The 19,120-nt window shown below is 63.1% G+C and carries 19 protein-coding genes; 11 read left to right on the top strand and 8 right to left on the bottom strand.

The genetic code is table 11. From position 1 onward, the window contains the following. From JX325_RS04470 to JX325_RS04460, 3 genes are all read right to left on the bottom strand, one after another. On the bottom strand, positions 1 to 845 hold an 845-nt coding region (locus tag JX325_RS04470), incomplete at its 3' end, for a GTP-binding protein (RefSeq protein WP_204789965.1). A gap of 23 nt (positions 846 to 868) precedes the next feature. Beyond that, entirely contained in the window at positions 869 to 2,020 is a 1,152-nt protein-coding gene (locus tag JX325_RS04465) for a CobW family GTP-binding protein (protein ID WP_204789964.1), read from the bottom strand. A 95-nt stretch (positions 2,021 to 2,115) separates the two neighbouring features. After that, a complete protein-coding gene (locus JX325_RS04460; RefSeq protein WP_243413920.1) occupies positions 2,116 to 3,003 on the bottom strand; it encodes a hypothetical protein in 888 nt (295 codons plus the stop codon). Between the two features lie 179 nt (positions 3,004 to 3,182). Here JX325_RS04460 and JX325_RS04455 point away from each other — a divergent pair, with 179 nt between their 5' ends. From JX325_RS04455 to JX325_RS04440, 4 genes are all read left to right on the top strand, one after another. Then, entirely contained in the window at positions 3,183 to 3,569 is a 387-nt protein-coding gene (locus JX325_RS04455) for a GntR family transcriptional regulator (RefSeq protein ID WP_204789963.1), read from the top strand. After that, the gene (locus JX325_RS04450) at positions 3,556 to 4,251 is read left to right on the top strand and encodes an ABC transporter ATP-binding protein (protein WP_204789962.1); all 696 of its coding nucleotides are present in this window, start codon (positions 3,556 to 3,558) and stop codon (positions 4,249 to 4,251) included. Before JX325_RS04455 ends, JX325_RS04450 begins: the two co-directional genes overlap by 14 nt. Before the next feature lie 850 nt (positions 4,252 to 5,101). Next, the gene (locus JX325_RS04445) at positions 5,102 to 5,587 is read left to right on the top strand and encodes a small multi-drug export protein (RefSeq protein WP_243413919.1); all 486 of its coding nucleotides are present in this window, start codon (positions 5,102 to 5,104) and stop codon (positions 5,585 to 5,587) included. Between the two features lie 763 nt (positions 5,588 to 6,350). After that, positions 6,351 to 7,556 (top strand): FprA family A-type flavoprotein, encoded by a 1,206-nt coding sequence (locus JX325_RS04440; protein ID WP_204789961.1) that lies wholly within the window; start codon positions 6,351 to 6,353, stop codon positions 7,554 to 7,556. A gap of 144 nt (positions 7,557 to 7,700) precedes the next feature. Here the strand turns inward: JX325_RS04440 and JX325_RS04435 are convergent, their stop codons facing one another. The 4 genes from JX325_RS04435 to ylxM form a co-directional block, all read right to left on the bottom strand. After that, positions 7,701 to 7,934, bottom strand: coding sequence for a KH domain-containing protein (locus tag JX325_RS04435; protein ID WP_204789960.1), 234 nt, complete (start codon positions 7,932 to 7,934; stop codon positions 7,701 to 7,703). 15 nt (positions 7,935 to 7,949) lie between these two features. Further along, positions 7,950 to 8,189, bottom strand: coding sequence for a 30S ribosomal protein S16 (gene rpsP, locus JX325_RS04430; protein WP_204789959.1), 240 nt, complete (start codon positions 8,187 to 8,189; stop codon positions 7,950 to 7,952). Positions 8,190 to 8,274: 85 nt separating this feature from the next. Further along, positions 8,275 to 9,660: a signal recognition particle protein gene (ffh, locus tag JX325_RS04425; protein ID WP_204789958.1), complete on the bottom strand. Its 1,386-nt coding sequence runs from the start codon at positions 9,658 to 9,660 to the stop codon at positions 8,275 to 8,277. Between the two features lie 4 nt (positions 9,661 to 9,664). Further along, on the bottom strand, positions 9,665 to 10,030 hold the full coding sequence (gene ylxM / locus JX325_RS04420; protein ID WP_204789968.1) for a YlxM family DNA-binding protein: 366 nt from the start codon (positions 10,028 to 10,030) through the stop codon (positions 9,665 to 9,667). A gap of 191 nt (positions 10,031 to 10,221) precedes the next feature. Between ylxM and JX325_RS04415 the strand changes: the two genes are divergently transcribed. The 7 genes from JX325_RS04415 (at position 10,222) to JX325_RS04385 (ending at position 18,937) form a co-directional block, all read left to right on the top strand. Next, positions 10,222 to 12,216: a DHH family phosphoesterase gene (locus tag JX325_RS04415; RefSeq protein WP_204789957.1), complete on the top strand. Its 1,995-nt coding sequence runs from the start codon at positions 10,222 to 10,224 to the stop codon at positions 12,214 to 12,216. Positions 12,217 to 12,515: 299 nt separating this feature from the next. Then, entirely contained in the window at positions 12,516 to 12,965 is a 450-nt protein-coding gene (gene rplI, locus JX325_RS04410) for a 50S ribosomal protein L9 (protein ID WP_204789956.1), read from the top strand. 28 nt (positions 12,966 to 12,993) lie between these two features. Then, positions 12,994 to 14,337, top strand: a complete 1,344-nt coding sequence (gene dnaB / locus JX325_RS04405; RefSeq protein ID WP_204789955.1) for a replicative DNA helicase — start codon at positions 12,994 to 12,996, stop codon at positions 14,335 to 14,337. After that, positions 14,321 to 15,712 (top strand): tRNA lysidine(34) synthetase TilS, encoded by a 1,392-nt coding sequence (gene tilS, locus JX325_RS04400; protein WP_204789954.1) that lies wholly within the window; start codon positions 14,321 to 14,323, stop codon positions 15,710 to 15,712. Before dnaB ends, tilS begins: the two co-directional genes overlap by 17 nt. Beyond that, positions 15,702 to 16,256, top strand: a complete 555-nt coding sequence (hpt, locus tag JX325_RS04395; RefSeq protein WP_204789967.1) for a hypoxanthine phosphoribosyltransferase — start codon at positions 15,702 to 15,704, stop codon at positions 16,254 to 16,256. The genes tilS and hpt overlap by 11 nt, the downstream gene beginning before the upstream one ends. A gap of 80 nt (positions 16,257 to 16,336) precedes the next feature. Beyond that, a complete protein-coding gene (gene ftsH / locus JX325_RS04390) occupies positions 16,337 to 18,160 on the top strand; it encodes an ATP-dependent zinc metalloprotease FtsH (RefSeq protein WP_204789966.1) in 1,824 nt (607 codons plus the stop codon). A gap of 57 nt (positions 18,161 to 18,217) precedes the next feature. Continuing rightward, the gene (locus JX325_RS04385; protein ID WP_204789953.1) at positions 18,218 to 18,937 is read left to right on the top strand and encodes an AraC family transcriptional regulator; all 720 of its coding nucleotides are present in this window, start codon (positions 18,218 to 18,220) and stop codon (positions 18,935 to 18,937) included. On the opposite strand, the gene JX325_RS04380 is transcribed toward JX325_RS04385, so the two are convergent. Next, the coding region (locus tag JX325_RS04380; protein ID WP_204789952.1) for an AraC family ligand binding domain-containing protein at positions 18,934 to 19,120 on the bottom strand (187 nt) is incomplete at its 5' end. The genes JX325_RS04385 and JX325_RS04380 overlap by 4 nt on opposite strands.

The following is a 19,120-nucleotide window of genomic DNA, read 5'->3' as shown; positions in this document are numbered from 1 at the left end:
TCGTGGTTCTCCACCGCCATGCGGGCGGAAACCTCCACCCAGTCCCGGTTCTTGTAGTCCTTCAGGCCCATGCCCTTAGCAACCAGGCCCAGGAATTGGATGTCGTTTTCACAGCAGACCATGGCAAAACGGCCCGGACAGTGGATGCCGGGGTACTTCTTGGAATGGCACATGAGGAGCTTCATGTGGACCTCCTTCCCCGCCCAGCGGTCCGGGTGGTCCATCACGTCCACGTACCACACGCCAAAGTCGTCGTCGGGGACGTCCACCACGGGCTGGTCCAGNTCGAAGGGGCACTCGTCCCCGGTGAGGTAGTCCTCGCTGGTGCCGTCCACATTTTCAAAATAGATGTCCGCCCGGCGGTTCACCATGCGGAGGTTCCGCTTCCGCAGGGTCTCCCGCAGCTCCGGCGTGGCCCGGTTGAAGACCAGGAGGTCCGCGTTGGTGATTTTCTCCATCATCAGCTGGCCCATGTTCTTGGCGTAAAGCTCGAAGGTCCCGGCCTCCACAAAGGTCATAATCTGATAGAGCACCCAGTTGGCGGGGAGAACCTCCCGGTATAAGCGCTCCATCTGCCACATACCGTTGTACTCGATGAGGACCTGCTTGGGCCGGACTTTCTTNTCCAGCTCCTTCATCCGGGAGCAGGTCAGGCCCGCCTCGTCCTCAATATCCACCACGGTCACGTTGTCCAGCGCCTTGGGGTTGTATTCCTCCTCCCCCTCCTCGCAGCGGAGGAGGAGGGTTTTGTCCTGGCGGGCAAAGCCGTCCTCCAGGACGCCGTTGATGAAATTGGTCTTGCCGGAATCCAGGAACCCGGCCACCAGATAAACGGGAATATCCATGAACGCGCGTTTCCTTTCCCGGCTTAGAGGCCGAAGAGCCGGGCGAGCTTGTCTTCCTTCAGCTCCGCTCCGATNACGCAGAGGCGGCCGGTGTAATCGGGCCGCCCGGCCCGCACCTCGTGCTCTTCGGGCACGAAGTCAAATTCAATCCAGGACNCGTCCTCCCCGTTCACGNTGCCCTTGGCCCGGAGGATGCTGCCGTACTCACCGGAGTCCAGGGCGGCAAGGATCTGTTCAATGCCCGCCTTTGTGAAGGCCTTGGGGGTCTCTTTGCCCCAGGAGGTGAAGACCTCGTCGGCGTGGTGGTGATGGTGGTGGCAGGAGCAGTCCGGGTCGCTGCACTCATGGCTGTGGTGGTGCTCATGGGCCCCGTGCTCCTCGTGGTCATGGTGGTGGTCCCCATGGCCGTGGTGCTCATGGTGCCCGTGCTCCCCATGGCAGCACTCCTCCTGCTCCCCATGGCCGTGGCGGTGCTCGTGGTCCCCATGTTCCCCGTGGTCATGGTGGTGGTGGGCGTGCTCCGCCTCCTCGGCCTCGTGCTCCGCCCGCATCTTCGCCAGCAGCTCGTCCGCCAGGGAGACCTTCTCGATAGCGGAAAGAATGGTTTTGCCATCCAGCTCATCCCAGGGAGTGGTCAGAATGGCGGCGTCCGGGTTCTTCTCCCGGAGCAGGGCNACGGCGGCCTCCAGCTTCTCCCGGCTCAGCTTCTGGGTCCGGGAGAGGACGATGGTCCCGGCGGACTCAATCTGGTTGTTGTAGAACTCGCCGAAGTTTTTCATGTAGACCTTCACCTTGGAGGCGTCCGCCACGGTGACGAAGCTGTTCAGCTTCAAGTCCGGGGCCTCGGCGGCGGTGTTCTCCACGGCGACGATGACGTCGGAGAGCTTGCCCACGCCGGAAGGCTCAATGAGGATGCGGTCCGGGTGGAACTGCTCCGCCACGTCCTTGAGGGCCTTGTTGAAATCCCCCACCAGGGAGCAGCAGATGCAGCCGGAGGACATCTCGGAGATCTGCACGCCGGACTCCTTGAGGAAGCCGCCGTCGATGCTGATTTCGCCGAACTCGTTTTCAATGAGGACCAGCTTCTCCCCCTGGTAGGCCTCCGCCAGAAGCTTTTTGATGAGGGTGGTCTTACCCGCCCCCAGGAAACCGGAGATAATGTCGATCTTTGTCATGGTATCAAATCCTTTGCTTTTATTTTGATTCCGCACATATCATACCACTGAATTGGGAAAATGCAACCGGGTTACAAAAATTTAACAGAAAACCCTCAGTCCTCCGGCTGGCCGCCGTTCTCCTCCCGGGCCTGGTTGAGATAGTCCCGGTCCGCCGTCTTCCTGCTGGGGACAAAGCCCTGGGCCGCCGTGCGCTTTTTGCCCTTGCTCTTGGCGTAAAAGAAGCCGGTGAAGGAGAAGACCGCCGCGCCGATGAAGTTGACGAAGAGGTCCTTCATGGTGTCGATGAGGCCGATGTCCAGATACCCCCCCAGGCCCAGGCTCTCGCCGTTGACCAGGACCTCCTGAATGCCCGGCACGGCCACCACCTTGTTGGACCGGGTCACATCCAGGCTGGCGGAGTAGATGGCGTTGACGACGGTGTCCCGCTGCATGTCGGTATGGAAAAACATGTCCATTCCGAACTCGAAGAACTCCCACAAAACGCCGATGGTCATGGAAAAGCAGAAGGCGACCAGGGCCAAAAACACCGGGGACAAATCGAAGGTGAGGCGCTCGTCGTCGTTGAGGAGCACCACCATGGCAAAGCCCACGGCGGCGGCCAGGAAGCCGTTGAGGGTGTGGAGCATGGTGTCCCAATGGGGGACCACCACGTAAAAGGCGTTGACCTCTCCCAAAACCTCCGCCGCGTAGATGAAGCACAGGACGGTGATCTCCAGGGCGGGAGGCAGCTCGATGTGGAACTTCACCTGAATCCAGCTGGGCACATAGAGGAGCAGATAGGCCAGGGCGCAGTAGAACGCGCTCTCATAGCCGCCGATGAAGATCTGGCGGACAAAGATGACGATGACCAAAAGCCGCAGGGTGTAGAAGACGATGAAGGAGCTTTTGTGCTCCCGNAGCTCCTTTTCCATGGCCTGGCGGAAATTCTTCTTCTCCCGCCGCTTGGCGCGTTTTAGATCTTGTTTGCTGAGCTTGGACATGAGAACCTCCTTTTAAAAACGGATCGCTGTTATAGCCTGGTGATCATAGCACAGAGCGGCGGAATTTGCAAGGCAGGGGTCCGCCGGAGAAAATTTTGCGAAACCCCTTGACATTTCCTGAAAATGTGCTATTGTATTAATTGCATAAGACAACAGCACACAAACAGGAGGTGCGTACAATGCAATGGCAGTTTTCCAACGACGCCCCAATCTATACCCAGCTGATCCAGCAGGTGAAGGTGGGCATCGTCACCGGCGCGTTTCCCCCGGGGGAACGATTGCCCTCCGTGCGGGACATGGCTANNGAGGCCGGGGTAAACCCCNANACCATGCAGCGGGCTCTGGCGGAACTGGAGCGGGACGGGCTGGTATACAGCCAGCGGACCGCGGGAAGATTTGTGACGGAGGACAATACCATGATCAACACGGCGAAGCGGAGCCTGGCCGAGAGGCATGTCAAGACGTTTTTGGAGGCGATGCTCCGGCTGGGCTTCCAAAAGGACGAGATCATCGATCTGATTTCGAAGGAATTCGGAGAGGAGGAAGCGGACCATGCCAGTGCTTGAGTGCAAGGGACTGACCAAGCGGTTCGGGAGGACCGCGGCCCTGGACGAGGTGAGCCTCACCGTGGAGCCGGGCCGCATCGTGGGCCTTCTGGGCCCCAATGGAAGCGGCAAGACCACCCTCATTAAATTGGCCAACGGNCTGCTGACCCCCGACGGGGGCTATATCGCCGNGTGCGGCACGGCGCCGGGGAGGGAGAGCCACAGCCTGGTGAGCTACCTCCCGGAGCGGACGGCCATCCCCACCTGGATGACGGCCCGGCAGCTGCTGGACTTCTACGGGGATTTCTATCAGGACTTCCGCCGGGAGGCGGCGGAGGAGATGCTGGACCACCTGGGCATCCAGCCCCGGCAGGCCGTGAAGCAGATGTCCAAGGGCACCCGGGAGAAGGTGCAGCTCATCATGGTCATGAGCCGGGCGGCAAAGCTCTATCTGCTGGATGAGCCCATCGGCGGCGTGGACCCCGCCACCCGGGATTACATTCTCTCCACCATCATCGGCAACTACAACCCCGATGCGGCGGTGGTGATCTCCACCCACCTCATCGCCGACGTGGAGAAGGTGCTGGACGAGGTCCNCTTTATCAGNCAGGGCCGCGTGGCCCTCCAGTCCACCGTGGACGGCATCCGGNAGNAAAAANGCATGAGCGTGGACGCGCTGTTCCGGGAGGTGTTCAAATGCTGAGGAAATTGCTGAAGCACGAGTTTCGTGCCACGGGGCGGATTATGCTGCCCATGTACCTGATTTTGCTGGTGACCGCCGNGGGCTCCAACCTGGCGNGCCGGGGGATGNTNGNCGGACGGTACCACATCCTGAATATCCTGGGCGTTTTGATTGTCACGGCCTTCGGCATCGCCATCTGCGGCGCGCTGCTGATGTCCTTTGTGCTGATGATCCAGCGGTTTTACNAGNNCCTNCNCCAGGACGAGGGCTATCTGATGTTCACCCTCCCGGCCTCCGTCCACCAGCACATCTGGTCTAAGCTCATTGTCTCCTCCGTNTGGTTCATCGTCACGGTGCTGGCCATCATCGCCGCCAGCCTGNTGGTGGCCTATCAGGGAGGATTCCTGCGGGAGCTGCTGGACTTCCTCAGATATTTCCTGGAGGGGCTGCGGAAGCTGGAAGTCAGCGAGGCGTTTAACGGCACCATCTATCTGGCGGAGTTTGCCGTTTTGATGTTTTTGTCCCTGGTGGCCTTCTCCCTCCAGTTCTACGCCGCCCTGGCGGCGGGGCACAGCCAGGCGAACCACAAGCTGCTGTGGTCTGTGGTCTGGTTCTTCGGGATTCAGTTTGCTTTGCAGTTCGCGGGCTCCCTGCTGATAATCGGCTCGAACGAGCTGGATGTGTTCAATCGCCTCTTCTCCCACTGGGACCCCTCGCCCACCGTGGCGATTCATGTGGGTCTGCTGATGGCCATTGGGTGCGTAATCATCTACGGCGCAATTTTTTACGCCATCACCACATTCTTCTTGAAAAAGCACCTGAACCTGGAGTAAACTAGATTCCATAATGCCAACCATTATGGAGGAATCCCATGCTGTNCTCAGAAAGCTNTTTNGNAACNGTATCCGGCGATCTGCTGATGACCTTCCTGGTGGCCATGGCCCCGGTGGTGGAGCTCCGGGGGGCCATCCCGGCGGGAATCGCCTCGGGGCTGCCCCCGGCCCTGGCCTGCATCGCCGCCATCGCCGGGAATCTGGTCCCCGCGCCCTTTATCATCGTGCTGGGGCGGCGGATTGCCAACTGGCTCCGNGGCACCCGGTTCTTCGGCCCCAAGATCATTTGGCTGGAGCGGCGGGCCCACCTCAAGGGGCGGCTGGTGCGGAAGTACCGGCTGGCGGGGCTGGTGATCCTGGTGGGCATCCCCCTGCCGGGGACCGGGGCCTGGACCGGGGCGCTGGTGGCCTCGGTGCTGGATATCCGCATGCGCCACGCCCTGCCCGCCATTTTCCTGGGGCTGCTGATTGCGGCGGGGATTACCACCGCCGTCACCCTGGGGGTATTTAATCTGCTGATTTGACTGCTTGACTATTTAAGGAGTACATGATGAAAAAACGACTCGCGATATTCTGCGTTCNGGCCNTGTCCATGTCCCTGCTGTCCGGCTGTATGCACGGCGTCGTGATAACCTCTCCCAGCGACAAGGAGTTTCAGGAGGCTTGGGCGGACTCCATGGAAGAGGCCGCCGAGGAGTGGGCACAGGACTGGGAGGCCGCCATTGACGAAGCCGCGCGATCCTGGAGTACCCAGGACGAGAACGGCGTGGAAAAGGACCACTACTGGAAGGTCCTGGACGAGAAAGACAACGAAGCCGGGACCGTTACGGACCCGGAACAGGTCAAGGCCATAGACGATCTCCTCAACGACGACGGCCATTGGGGAGACCGGCTGGCCGAGGACCNCGGAGACCCGGCGNNCAGCTATGTCTACTGCCAGCAGGAGACTTTGAAAGCGGGCCAGAAGGAGGAGGACCGGAAGTACGAGGAGCTGGTCCGCTTCACCGTCTCCGCGTCGGAGGACGTGGTGACCCTGGTGATTCTGGAGGAGCTGCCNTCTTTGCTGCATGTGGATCTGGGAGATTTCCTGACCTTTACCATCGACGTCCCGGCGGAGACGGCGGAGGCCCTGCGGGACCCCTCCCGGTTTTTGGAATAACGTACAAGGACGCGTCTGACCGGCGCGTCCTTCTTAATGTTAATGGCCCTCAACCCTTNACAAACCGGGGAAATTGGGGTAGATTAACCTTGCAAAAGCGATAAGCTACATGANGGAGGACCAGCGTTATGCATAACGTGCGCAATATTACATCCGACTTCCTGCTCATNGGCGGGTCCGNCCGGCGGCTGAGCCTGNNTGAAAACGTGTTTCCCGTCCCCCGGGGCGTCAGCTACAACGCCTATCTGGTCCGGGACGAGAAGACCGTCCTGCTGGACACGGCGGACAGCGCCGTGGGGGCGCATTTCTACGAGAACCTGGAGCATGCCCTCCAGGGCCGGCCCCTGGACTACATTGTTATCAACCACATGGAGCCGGACCACTGCTCCACCCTGGGAGCGGTGCTCCGCACCCACCCCNAGGCCCAGGTGGTGGCCAGCGCGAAAGCCATCTCCATGATCGGCCAGTTTTTCGACGCCGACGTCACGAACCGCTGCCTCACCGTGAAGGAGGGGGACACCCTCTCCACCGGGCGGCACACCCTCACCTTCGTCATGGCCCCCATGGTCCACTGGCCGGAGGTCATGGTCACCTATGACGCCGCGGAGAAGGTCCTCTTCTCCGCCGACGCCTTCGGCACCTTCGGCGCGCTGAACGGGAACATCTTCGCAGACGAGGTGAACTTCAAAACCGAGTGGCTTCCCGACGCCCGGCGGTATTACACCAACATCGTGGGCAAGTACGGCGCCCAGGTCCAGACTCTACTGAAAAAGGCGGCGGGACTGGATATCCAATATNTCTGCCCCCTCCACGGCCCCATCTGGCGGGAGGATGTGGCGTGGTTCGTGGAGAAATACCAGCGCTGGAGCAGCTACACCCCCGAGGACAAAACCGCCGCCATCTTCTGCGGCTCCATCTACGGCAACACGGAAAACGCCGCCGAGCTCCTGGCCGCCCATCTGGCGGAGAAGGGCGTGCGGGACGTGCGGCTCTACGACGTGTCCCACACCCATGTGTCCGAGCTGGTGGCCGAGGCCTTCCGGTGCAGCCATCTGGTGTTCGCCTCCGCCACGTACAACGGGGAGATCTACACCCCCATGGACAACTTCCTCCGGGATTTGAAGTCCCACGGCCTGCGGAACCGGACGGTGGGCCTCATTGAAAACGGCACCTGGGCTCCCGTGTCCGGCAAGCAGATGGCGGAGCTGCTGGGGGCCATGAAGGACATGACCATCCTGGAAGGGACCGTCAGCCTGAAATCCTCCGCGAAGGAGCCCCAGCGGGAGGNGCTGGAGGCCCTGGCGGACGCTCTGGCGGCCGGTATCCTGGCCTGAACAAGACATGAAAGACCGGCGTGGGATTCCCACGCCGGTCTTTTGTGCTTCCTGTAAGGATNTNTTCNCCGCCGCCCNAGCNCGGAGAAGCACCCGGCAGCCGGAGCGCGCAGCGCTCTTTGGACGCGCTTTTTCAAGAACGCGTCAATCCATGATATCGACGGAGACCTTAAAGCCCTCCCGCTGGGCGCGGGAGCGGACTACGGTGCGGATTTCCTTGGCGATGCGGCCCTGCCGCCCGATGACTTTGCCCATGTCGTCGGGGGCGACGCCCAGCTCCAGGGTCAGCTCCTGATCGCCGGAGGCGGTCTCCGTAACGGTGACCGCGTCCGGGTCGTCCACCAGGTTCCGGGCGATATAGAGCAGCAAGTCCTTCATGCTCCGCCCTCCGGATCAGAGGACGTCCACTTTTTTCAGCAGAGCCCGGACGGTATCGGTGGGCTGGGCGCCGGACTTGATCCAGGCCTGGGCCCGCTCCGCGTCANTCTTGATCTCGGCGGGGGAAACGCAGGGGTTGTACGTACCGATCTCCTCGATGAAGCGGCCGTCCCGGGGGAAACGGGAGTCCGCCACCACGACCCGGTAGAAAGGAGNNTTCTTCGCGCCCATCCGGCGNAGTCTGATCTTGACCATGTTGCTGTACCTCCAAAAGTTTTAAAATAGATTGATTTATTATAAATGCCGCATTTCAGCTTCGTGAATGCTCCGCACTTATAGATTAGCGAAACCGCTTCTTCCGGCCGAAGCCGTGAAGCCGGGAGGGAGCTTTCCCCCCCATGCCGCCCAGGGCCCCAAGGCCGGGCATCCGCCCGCCCTTGGTCATCTGGCGGGTGAGCTCCCGCATCATGTCGAACTGCTTTAAAAGGCGGTTCACGTCCACCACCTCCAGGCCGCAGCCGGCGGCGATGCGCTTTTTCCGGCTGGCGTTCAGCACCTGGGGGTTCTCCCGCTCCAGGGGGGTCATGGAGAGGATGATGGCCTCGGTCCGGGCCATGGCCTTTTCGTCGATGGACGCGCCCTGCATCTGCTTGCCTAAGGCCCCCGGCATCATGCCCAGGAGCTGGCTCAGGTCCCCCATGTTTTTCAGCTGCTGGAGCTGGTCGTAGTAGTCCTGGAGGGTAAAGCGGTTCTTCCGCAGCTTCTCCTCGATTTTGGCGGCCTGCTTTTCGTCATAGGCCTGCTCCGCCTTCTCAATGAAGGACAGCATATCGCCCATGCCCAAGATGCGGGAGGCCATGCGGTCCGGGTGGAAGGGCTCGATCATGTCCAGCTTCTCGCCGGTACCCGCGAACTTGATGGGCTNGCCCGTGGCCGCCCGGATGGACAGGGCCGCGCCGCCCCGGGCGTCGCCGTCCAGCTTGGTGAGGATGACGCCGTCGATGCCCAGGGCCTCGTCGAAGGCCGTGGCGGCGTTTACCGCGTCCTGGCCCGTCATGGCGTCCACCACCAGTAAAATCTCGTTGGGATGGACGGCGGCCTTCATCCGCTTCAGCTCGTCCATCAGATTCTCGTCCACATGGAGCCGTCCGGCGGTGTCCAAAAACACCATGTCGCTGCCGTGGTCCCGGGCGTGGCGGATGGCGTTTTGGGCGATCCTCACCGGGTCCCCCTGGCCCTCCTCGAAGACCGGGAGGTCCATCTGCCCGCCCACGACCTTCAGCTGCTCGATGGCGGCGGGGCGGTACACGTCACAGGCAGCCAGCAGGGGCCGCTTCTGGTACTGCCTGCGCATCAAGCCGCCCAGCTTGGCGGTGGTGGTGGTTTTGCCCGCGCCCTGGAGGCCCACCATCATCACCACCGTGGGGCCGTTGTTGGCCATGGTGATTTTGGCGTTGGCCCCGCCCATGAGGCCGGTGAGCTCCTCGTTGACGATTTTCACCACCTGCTGGGCGGGGGTGAGGCTGTCCAGCACGTCGCTGCCCACGGCCCGCTCCGTAACGGAGGCCACAAAGTCCTTGACCACCTTGTAGCTTACGTCGGCCTCCAAAAGGGCCAGGCGGACCTCCCGCATGGCCTCCCGGACGTCGTTTTCCGTCAGGCGGCCCTTGCCCCGGAGGCGTTTAAAGGCGGCGTTCAGTTTTTCGGTTAATCCTTCAAATGCCATAAGCTCATTCCTTTAAGGCGGCGGCTTCCCGGCGGATCTGATCCGCCAGCTCCGTCAGCCGCCGGTCCTCGTAATAACGGTAGTTCAGGGTGGAGATCTCCTCGGCGGCGGCGGTAATGGCGTCCACATGGGCGCTCCGGCTGAGGAAGCGCTTGATGATGCCGGTTTTGTCCTCCACCTCCTGCATGGCGGCCTCCGCCCGGACGATGACATCCCGGACGCCCTGGCGGGAGATGCCGGCGTTTTCGGCAATCTCGGCCAGGGAGAGGTCCTCATTATAATAGAGGTCGAAAAACTCCTTCTGCCGCTCGGTCAGGAGCTCCCCGTAAAAGTCGTAGAGCATCGTCATGCGATAGGTCTGGTTCTTCATCACGGGAAACGCCCCCTTCCGCCGTGTAAAGTTGTGCCGCTTTACAACGTTGCTTAGTTTACAGGAAAATCGGGGAAATGTCAAGGGGAAAATTGCCCAGGTTCAAGACTTGTGTTTTCCGCCCAAAACTGCTATACTAATAAAATCTGTTGGTATGCCCACTTCTTCATCAAGGAATCAAGGAGCGCGCCATGAACAATAAAAAACTCTCCCGCCTGCTGGAGCCCAATTTACAATTTTACTTCCTCTGCCTCCTGGCCTTCACCCTGGCCGCCGTCACCGTCAGCCCNCCTCTGGCCCTGGCGGAGGGGGTGGCTACCGTGGCGCTGTACGCCTACTTCGTCCGCAGCAACAAAAAGCGCCGCCAGAGCGTCTTGCAGTATATCGACAACGTCACCGGAAACGTGGACACCGCCAGCAAATCCACCCTCATCAACTCCCCCCTGCCCATCATGGTTTTTCGCCCCGACACCGGGGAGGTCATTTGGANCAACGAGAACTTCCTCCAGCTGGCGGGGGTCCGGGAGCATCTTTTTGAAATGAAGGTGGAGGACGCCGCCCCGGAGTTCCCGGTTCAGTGGCTGCTGGAGGGGCGGCAGGAGTGCCCGGAGCGGGTCCACATGAACAACCGCCGTTTCCGGGTCTATGGCAGCCTGGTCCGGGCCAAGGGCCGCAGCGGGGAGCAGAACCTGGTGGCCACCACCTACTGGGTGGACACCACGGAGATGGACCGCCTCCGGGAGGACTTCGACGCCACCCGGCTGGTGGTGGGCATCGTGATGGTGGATAACTACGAGGACCTGATGAACGCCTGCGCCGACACCCAGCGCAGCGCCGTCCTGGCCCAGATTGACGAAAAGCTCAGCAGCTGGGCCGCCGTGGGAAACGGCCTGCTCATCAAAACCGAGCGGGACCACTACCTCTTCCTCTTCGAGGAGCGGTACTACAATCACTTCGTGGAGGAGAAATTCTCCGTACTGGACGCCANGCGGGACATCAAGGTGGGCGAGGGCGGACACCCCACCCTCTCCATCGGCCTGGGCCGGGAGGCGGACAGCATCCCGGCGCTCNACAAGAACGCCGCCCTCTCCCTGGAGATGGCCCTGAGCCGGGGCGGCGACCAGGCGGTGGTCCGGGGGAAGACGGACTTNGCCTTCTACGGCGGAAGGGCCNAGACNACGGAAAAGCGCACCAAGGTCAAGTCCCGGGTCATGGCCAACGCTTTGAGAGAGCTTCTGGCGGACTCCCAGGACATCTACGTCATGGGCCACAGCTTCGCCGACANGGACGCGNTGGGCGCCGCCGTGGGCGTTTGCTGCGCCGCCCGGAAGCTGGGCCGGAGAGCCCAGATCGTCATTGAGCCGGAGAAGAACGCCGCCCAGTCCGTGCTGGCCATGCTCCGGGCATTGCCGGAGTATGAGGGCGTGTTTGTAAACCCGGCGGAGGCCTTTGTGAAGATGCGTCCCGGGACGCTGCTGGTGGTGGTGGACACCAACCGGCCGGATTTGGTGGAGAGCCCCCAGATTCTGGAGTCCAGCAGCCGGGTGGCGGTCATCGACCACCACCGCCGGGCCGCCAGCTATATCGAAAACGCCGCCTTCAGCTTCCACGAGCCCTACGCCTCCTCGGCGTCGGAGCTGGTGACGGAGCTGCTGCAANACCGCATCGGGCCGTCCAACCTCCTGCGGGAGGAGGCGGAGGCCCTGCTTGCGGGCATCGTGCTGGACACGAAGCACTTTGTCCTCCGCACCGGAGGGCGGACCTTCGAGGCGGCGGCCTTCCTCCGCCGTGCGGGGGCCGACACGGCGGACGTGCAGCGCCTCTTCCAGGGGGACCTGGAGGGCATGGTGTCCAAGTACGATATTGTCCGCCAGGCGGAGTTGTACCGGCCCGACGTGGCCCTGGCCGTGGTAGGTCAGGACGGCGTGGACCGGGTGGCCGCCGCCCAGGCGGCGGACGAGCTTTTGACCTTGAAGGGGGTCAAGGCCTCCTTTGTGGTATACCGCAGCGGGACGGCCATCCTGATGAGCGGGCGGTCCNTGGGGGAGATCAACGTCCAGGTGATTCTGGAGGCCCTGGGCGGCGGCGGCAACTCCGCCACCGCCGGAGGCCGGATTGAAAACGGGGACATTCTGGACGTGCGGGAGCGGCTGACCCAGGCCATCGACGCTTATTTTGAGAAGTGAGAAAGTTCTGTCCAANTGCCAGCAGACCTGGGAGAATGGCCTGGTCAGGGGACCAGGCCCCACAAAGGAAGCCCCAGCTCCTTTTGATAGTGCTCAGCATCTCGCTTTTCACTTCTCCTGACAGCGGAAAGATCCCTGTAGAAGCACTCTTTAGAAGCACCAGCTTTTTGATGCAGCATGTTCCTTTAGCGGCAAAGACCTTCTCTGTGGGGCCTGACCCCCTGGTCAGGCCATTCCCATGGAAGCTCCAGGCCCATAGGAATCAAGCAATATAAAAAACCGGAAAGGAAGTTATCCATATGAAAGTCATTTTACAGCAGGATGTCAAAGGCCAGGGCAAGAAGGGCCAGATGGTGGAGGTCTCCGAGGGCTATGCCCGGAACTTCCTCCTGCCCCGGAAGATGGCCGTTCCCGCCACGGCGGACGCCATCAACACCATGAACCTGAAAGAGAAGGCGAAAAAGGCCGAGGAGGCCCGCCAAAAAGCCCTGGCGGAGGAGACCGCCGAAAAGCTCAAGGAGTGCATGGTGAAGCTCACGGCCCGGGCCGGGGCGGGCGGCAAGCTTTTCGGGGCCGTCACCACCAAGGAAATCTCCGAGGGGCTCCAGAAGCAGTTCGGCATTGACATTCCCAAGCAGAAGCTGGTGCTGGAGGACCCCATTAAGGCCTTCGGCAACTACGAGGNCAAGGCCCGGCTGGGCTTTGAGGTGGTTGCCACCGTTTACGTATCCGTGTTTGAGGAAAAATAACGCCCGATAGAGAGGGAGGCGGTTCGCCATGGCAAACGAAGACCTGCTCCTNCGCCAGATGCCCCACAGCCTGGAGGGGGAGCAGGCGGTGCTGGGGTCCATGCTCATCGACCCGGACTNNGTGAAAANCGTGATGGACCGGCTCCGCCCCGGGGACTTCTACCTCCGGCAGAACCGGGAGATTTTCGAGACGATCTACACCATGTTCTCCTACGCCCGGCCCATCGACGGCATCACCGTCTNTGGGGAGATGGNGAAGGCCGGGCTCACCGACGNCAACACCCGCTCCTACCTGGCCCAGCTGATGGAGATTACCCCCACCAGCGCNAACGTGCTGGAATATGCCGCCATCGTCCGGGACAAGGCCCTGCTCCGGCTAGTTGCCCAGGCGGCGGGGGAGATCACCGCCCTGGTCCAGGAGGGCATGGGCGAGGCGGGGGAGATCCTGGAGGCCTCGGAGCAAAAGATCTACGCCATCCGCCGGGGCCAGAGCGCCCAGGAGATGGTACCCCTGCGGCAGGTCCTCCCCGACGTGCTGGACCGGCTGGGCGAGATGAGCGAGCACGAGAACCATCTCCCCGGCCTCTCCACGGGCCTCTCCGCCATTGACCAGAAAATCACGGGGCTGAACAAGTCGGACCTCATTCTCCTGGCGGCCCGGCCCGGCATGGGCAAGACCTCCCTGGCGCTGAACGTGGCGCTGAACGTGGCCCGGGAGGGAAAGACCGTGGCGGTCTTCTCCCTGGAGATGTCCCGGGAGCAGCTGGCCACCCGGCTCCTCAGCTCCGAGGCCCTGGTGGAGAACAACCGCCTGCGCACCGGCCTCCTCCGGGAGACGGACTGGGAGAAGATTGCCGGGGCGGCCACGGTGCTGAACCGGCTGGACATCCGCATTGACGACAACCCCCTTTTGTCCGTGGCGGACATGAACGCCAAGTGCCGCCGCCTGGAGGGCCTGGCTCTGGTGGTGGTGGACTACCTCCAGCTGATGACCTCCGCCGGGGGCGGCCGGGGGGGCGAGAACCGCCAGCAGGTGGTGTCCGACATGTCCCGGATGCTGAAAATCATGGCCAAGGAGCTGAATGTGCCGGTCATCTGCCTGAGCCAGCTCTCCCGCGCCAACGAGAAGCGGGACGACAAGCGGCCCATGCTCTCGGACCTCCGGGAATCCGGCGCCATCGAGCAGGACGCGGACATCGTGCTGTTTTTGTACCGGGACGACTATTACAACGAGGATTCGGAAAAGCACAATATTGCGGAGTGTATCGTGGCGAAGAACCGCCACGGGGAAACCGGCAAGGTGGAGCTCCGCTGGATGCCGGAGTACACCCAGTTCTCCACCCTGGACAAGCGCTATGACGACGAGGACTGAGCTTTTGAAGCGGGCCCCCCGGACGGTTCTGCCCCGGGCGGGACAGCGGGTGCTTTGCGCCGTGTCCGGGGGCTTGGACTCTATGTGCCTGCTCCACATGCTGGAAGCGTGGTGCGAAGAGCGGGGCGGGCAGGCCGCCGCCGCCCACTTCAACCACCGGCTCCGGGGCGCGGCGGCGGACCNGGACGAGGAATTTGTCCGGGAGACCTGCGCCCGGTGGGGGATTCCCCTGTCCGTGGGCCGGGAGGATGTGGGGGAATACGCCAAGCGGGAGGGGCTTTCCACGGAGGAGGCCGCCCGGAATCTGCGGTATGCCTTTTTGCGCCGGACGGCGGCGGAGCGGGAGTGCGAATGCCTTTACACCGCCCACCACGCCGGCGACAACGCGGAAACCGTCCTGCTGAACCTGATCCGCGGGACGGGCCTGACGGGCCTCACGGGCATGGACTGGGAGCGGGACGGGCTCTGCCGCCCCCTGCTGTNCGTGACCCGGGAGGAGCTGGAGGCCTACGCCGCCGAATGGAAAATTCCCCATATCGAAGACGCGACCAACGCCGACCCGGAGGCCGCCGCCCGAAACCTNCTGCGGCTCCAAGTGATGCCGCTATTAAAGGAACTGAATCCCCGGGCGGTGGAACACATTTGCGGCACGGCGCGGCGGCTCCGGGGCGTAGACCGCTCCCTGGAGCAGGATGCCGCCGCCCGCACGGCCCATGTGGAGGTGCAGGAGGGCCGGGTAACCCTCTCCATGGAGGCGCTGGCGGCGGCTCCGGCAGCGGTCCGGTCCCGGATGCTGCTGCGGCTTTTTGACCTTTTAGGCGTGGGGCGGAAGGATGTTGGAGCGGCCCACCTGGAGGCGTTGATGGACCTGGCCCGCCGCACAGCTTGGGGGAAGGAGGGGCGGCTGAGCCTCCCTCATGGCATCACCGCCCGCTATTGCCGCCGGTGGCTGATTTTGGAGACCCGGCCCCAGATTTTGACGGAGGTCCAGCTGGTCCCGGGGCGGGCCCTTCACTGGGGGGACTATGCCCTGACTTTGCTGGACAGACCGGAGGGAGAGGGAATTTCCTTCTTCTGGCGGGGAAGGCCGGGGCAGAGCCCGGTGGTCACGGCGGCCCCCTGCCCGCCGGGAGCGCGTTTGACCCTGCCGGGGGCCCGGGGGAGCCGGAGCGTGAAGCGGCTTTGCCTGGACCGCCGCATTTCCCTGGCGGAGCGGGACCGCCTGCCCGCCATTTATGTGGAAGGCAAGCTGGCCGCCGTGTGGCGGCTGGGCGTGGATGCTGCTTTCGCGCCGGAAGGCCGGGAGCCCTGCCGGTTTATCAAAATTGAGAAAACAAAACAACAGATTGAGGAGGACGGACATGATGCGCAGTGAAATGGAGCAAGATATCCTGAAGGTGCTGGTGACCGAGGAGGAGCTGAAGGCCCGGGTAGCGGAGATGGGCGAGGAGCTCTATGAGAAGTTTCAGGGGAAAAAGCCGCTGTTCCTGGGGGTCTTGAAGGGCAGCTTCGTCTTTATGACGGACCTGGTCCGGGCCTGCCAGCTCAAGAGCGATGTGGAATTCATCGCCGTCAGCTCTTACGGAAACGCGACGGCCTCCTCCGGCCGGGTGCAGATTGACCNCGNTCTCCGCCAGGACATCACCGGGCGGCATCTGATCATCGTGGAGGACATCCTGGACTCCGGCAACACCCTGGCCTTTTTGAAGCAGTATTTCCTGACCAAGGGGGCGGCGTCCATCACCATCGTCACGCTGCTGGACAAGCCCGCCCGGCGNGAGANGGCCATCACCGCCGATCTCTCCGGCTTCACGGTGCCCGACGAGTTCGTGGTGGGCTATGGCCTGGACTACGCCCAGCTGTACCGGAATATCCCTTACATCGGCGTGCTGAAGCCGGAGGTCTACGCCGGGAAGTAACACCCCGCTGTCACGGGACAGCCTAAAGGAGGAATGCCGTCGTGTCCAAGCAAAACCGTACGTCCAACCTCAGCTTTTTGATGCTGGGGCTGGTGATCCTGCTGTGCCTGAGCTGGGTCTGGCAGCTGAACAGCCAGAGCGAGCGGATGGAGTTCTCCCAGGTGGAGCAGCTTTTCCGCCAGGAGAAGGTGGAGTCCTTCGTCATCCGGGACAACACCCTGCTGATGACGCTGCGGGGAGAGCCGGAGGGCCGGAACACCCTGCGCTATGAGCTCTACGACTTCGACCTGTTCTACGACAGCCTGGGGGAACTGGTGGAGAAGCAGGCCGCCAAGGGGATCATCACCTCTTACGACTACCAGCAGGACCACTCGACGAACTGGCTGGAGATCCTCCTGCCCTTCCTCCTGACGGCGGCGCTGATCGGCGGCATGGGCTACCTCTTCCTCCTCCGGGGCCAGGGGGGCGGCATGGGGGCGGACCGCATGGCCCGCTTCGGCTCCGCCCGGACCCGGGTCCTCTCGGAGAAGGACAAGAAGGTCCGCTTTGAGGACGTGGCCGGGGCGGAGGAGGAAAAGGAAGAGCTTCAGGAGATTGTGGAGTTCCTCCGGGACCCCCGGCGGTTCATCTCCCTGGGGGCCCGCATCCCCAAGGGCGTGCTGCTGGTGGGCCCTCCGGGCACGGGCAAGACCCTGCTTGCCAAGGCCGTGGCCGGGGAGGCCGGGGTGGGCTTCCTCTCCATCTCCGGCTCCGACTTTGTGGAGCTGTACGTGGGCGTGGGCGCGTCCCGGGTCCGGGNCCTCTTTGACCAGGCCAAGAAGACCTCCCCCGCCATTGTCTTCATTGACGAAATCGACGCCGTGGGCCGCCAGCGGGGCACCGGCGTGGGCGGCGGCCATGACGAGCGGGAGCAGACCCTGAACCAGCTCCTGGNGGNGATNGATGGCNTTNCCGCCAACGAGGNCGTGGTGGTCCTGNCGGCNACCAACCGCGCGGACGTGCTGGACCCGGCGCTGCTGCGGCCCGGGCGGTTTGACCGGCAGATTTACGTGGGCCTCCCTGACATCAAGGGCCGGGAGGACATTTTGAAAATCCATGTGAAGGGCAAGCCCCTGTCCGAGGATGTGGACCTCCGGACNCTGGCCCAGGGCACCGCCGGGNTCNCCGGGGCGGNTTTGGAAAACCTGGTGAACGAGGGGGCCCTGCTGGCCGCCCGGCTGGACCGGGACTATATCACCATGGCGGACTTCCGCCAGGCGGAGATCAAGGTCATCGCCGGGCCGGAAAAGCGGAGCCGGGTCATCTCCTCCCATGAGCGGGAGCTCACCGCCTGGCNCGAGGCAGGCCACGCCGTGGTCATGGAGACCCTGCCGGAGCACGACCCGGTAAATCAAATCACCATCGTCCCCCGGGGCCAGGCGGGCGGCATGACCATCGCCCTGCCGGAGGAGGACCGGAGCTTCCTTTCCAAGCGCTATCTGGAGGACCGGATTGTAGCCCTGCTGGGGGGCCGGATGGCGGAAAAGCTGTGCCTGGGGGACATCTCCACCGGGGCGGGCAGCGACATCCAGCGGGCCACGGATATCGCCCGGAAGATGGTGGCGGTGTACGGCATGAGCGAAACCATCGGCTCGGTCTGCTTTGAGGGAGGGCACGACGAGGTGTTCATCGGTCGGACCATGAGCCAGGGCCGGAGCTATTCCGAGGCCGTGGCCGCTCAGATCGACGAGGAGGTCCGCCGGGTGGTGGACGAGGCCGGGCGGCGCTGCGAGGACATCCTGACGGAGAAGCGGGCCATCCTGGACGCCGTGGCGGCGTACCTTCTGGAGCATNAAACCATGGAGAGGGATGCGTTTTTGGAGGTCTACGGCGGAAAGCCACCGGCAGAAGAACCGGAGGAATAAACAGAAACCAGCCGGGAGCGCACTCCTGGCTGGTTTCGTTTCCGGGGAGGGAACAGTATGGTGGAATATTTCCAGGGCGGCGGGGCGGAAGTGATTGTCTGCCAGGGGTCTGCGCTGTCCTATCCCTGGCACAGCCACGTTTCAACGCTGACCCTGGGCGCCGTTCTGGAAGGGGTGGTGGAGCTGGAGACGGACCAGGGCACAGGGATTTACCGGGAGAACGGCCTGTTTGCCCTTCCGCCCTACATGCCCCACAGCTTGAAAGCCGGATCTCCCTATACGCTGGTGAGCCTGTGCGTCCGCAAGGCCCCGGCGGCNTCCGGCGTGTTCCGGGAGGCGCGGGAGAGCGCCGCTGCCCTTTTGAGAAGGGCTGTTGGACTGCCGGAGNTGGAGGAACGGCTGCTGGAGGAGTTGTCCCTCTTGTCCGGGCGGAGAAGCGGAGAAGGAGAGGGTCCTCTGGCGGAGCTCCGGGCGCGTTTGGAGAGGGAACCGGAGCTTCCCTGCAGCCTGGAGGACATGGCGGAGCTGGCCTGCATGAGCAAATACCACCTGGTCCGGGCCTTCCGGCGGGAGGCGGGGCTGACGCCCCATCGGTTTCAGCTCCAGAACCGGGTCCGAAAGGGCCAGCGGCTGCTGGCGGGACCGGCTACCGTGGCGGACGCCGCCGCTGCGGCGGGCTTCTGCGACCAGAGCCACTTCGACCGTCAGTTCAAGCGCCTGGTGGGCCTGACCCCGGCGGCCTACAAGCGGTCCTGCACCGCGTTTTCCGGACCTTAAAGAAGGGCCGGGATGAATTTGGCTAACAGGCAGAGTCCCTCCGGCCCCGCCTCCACCCGATGGGGCTCTTCCTTGGGAAGGATGGAAACGACGCCTGGCTCATAGACGAGCCGGGCTCCGCCGCTCAGGCAGACGCCGCTTCCGGCGGCGACTTCGTGAAGCTCCGTCTGGGTGGGGTGGGCG

The sequence above is a fragment of the Oscillibacter sp. CU971 genome (genome assembly GCF_905219725.1).
Taxonomy (GTDB): domain Bacteria; phylum Bacillota; class Clostridia; order Oscillospirales; family Oscillospiraceae; genus Oscillibacter.
The sequence above is the reverse complement of the archived record's forward strand: the minus strand, read 5'-3'. Positions and strand labels throughout refer to the sequence as shown.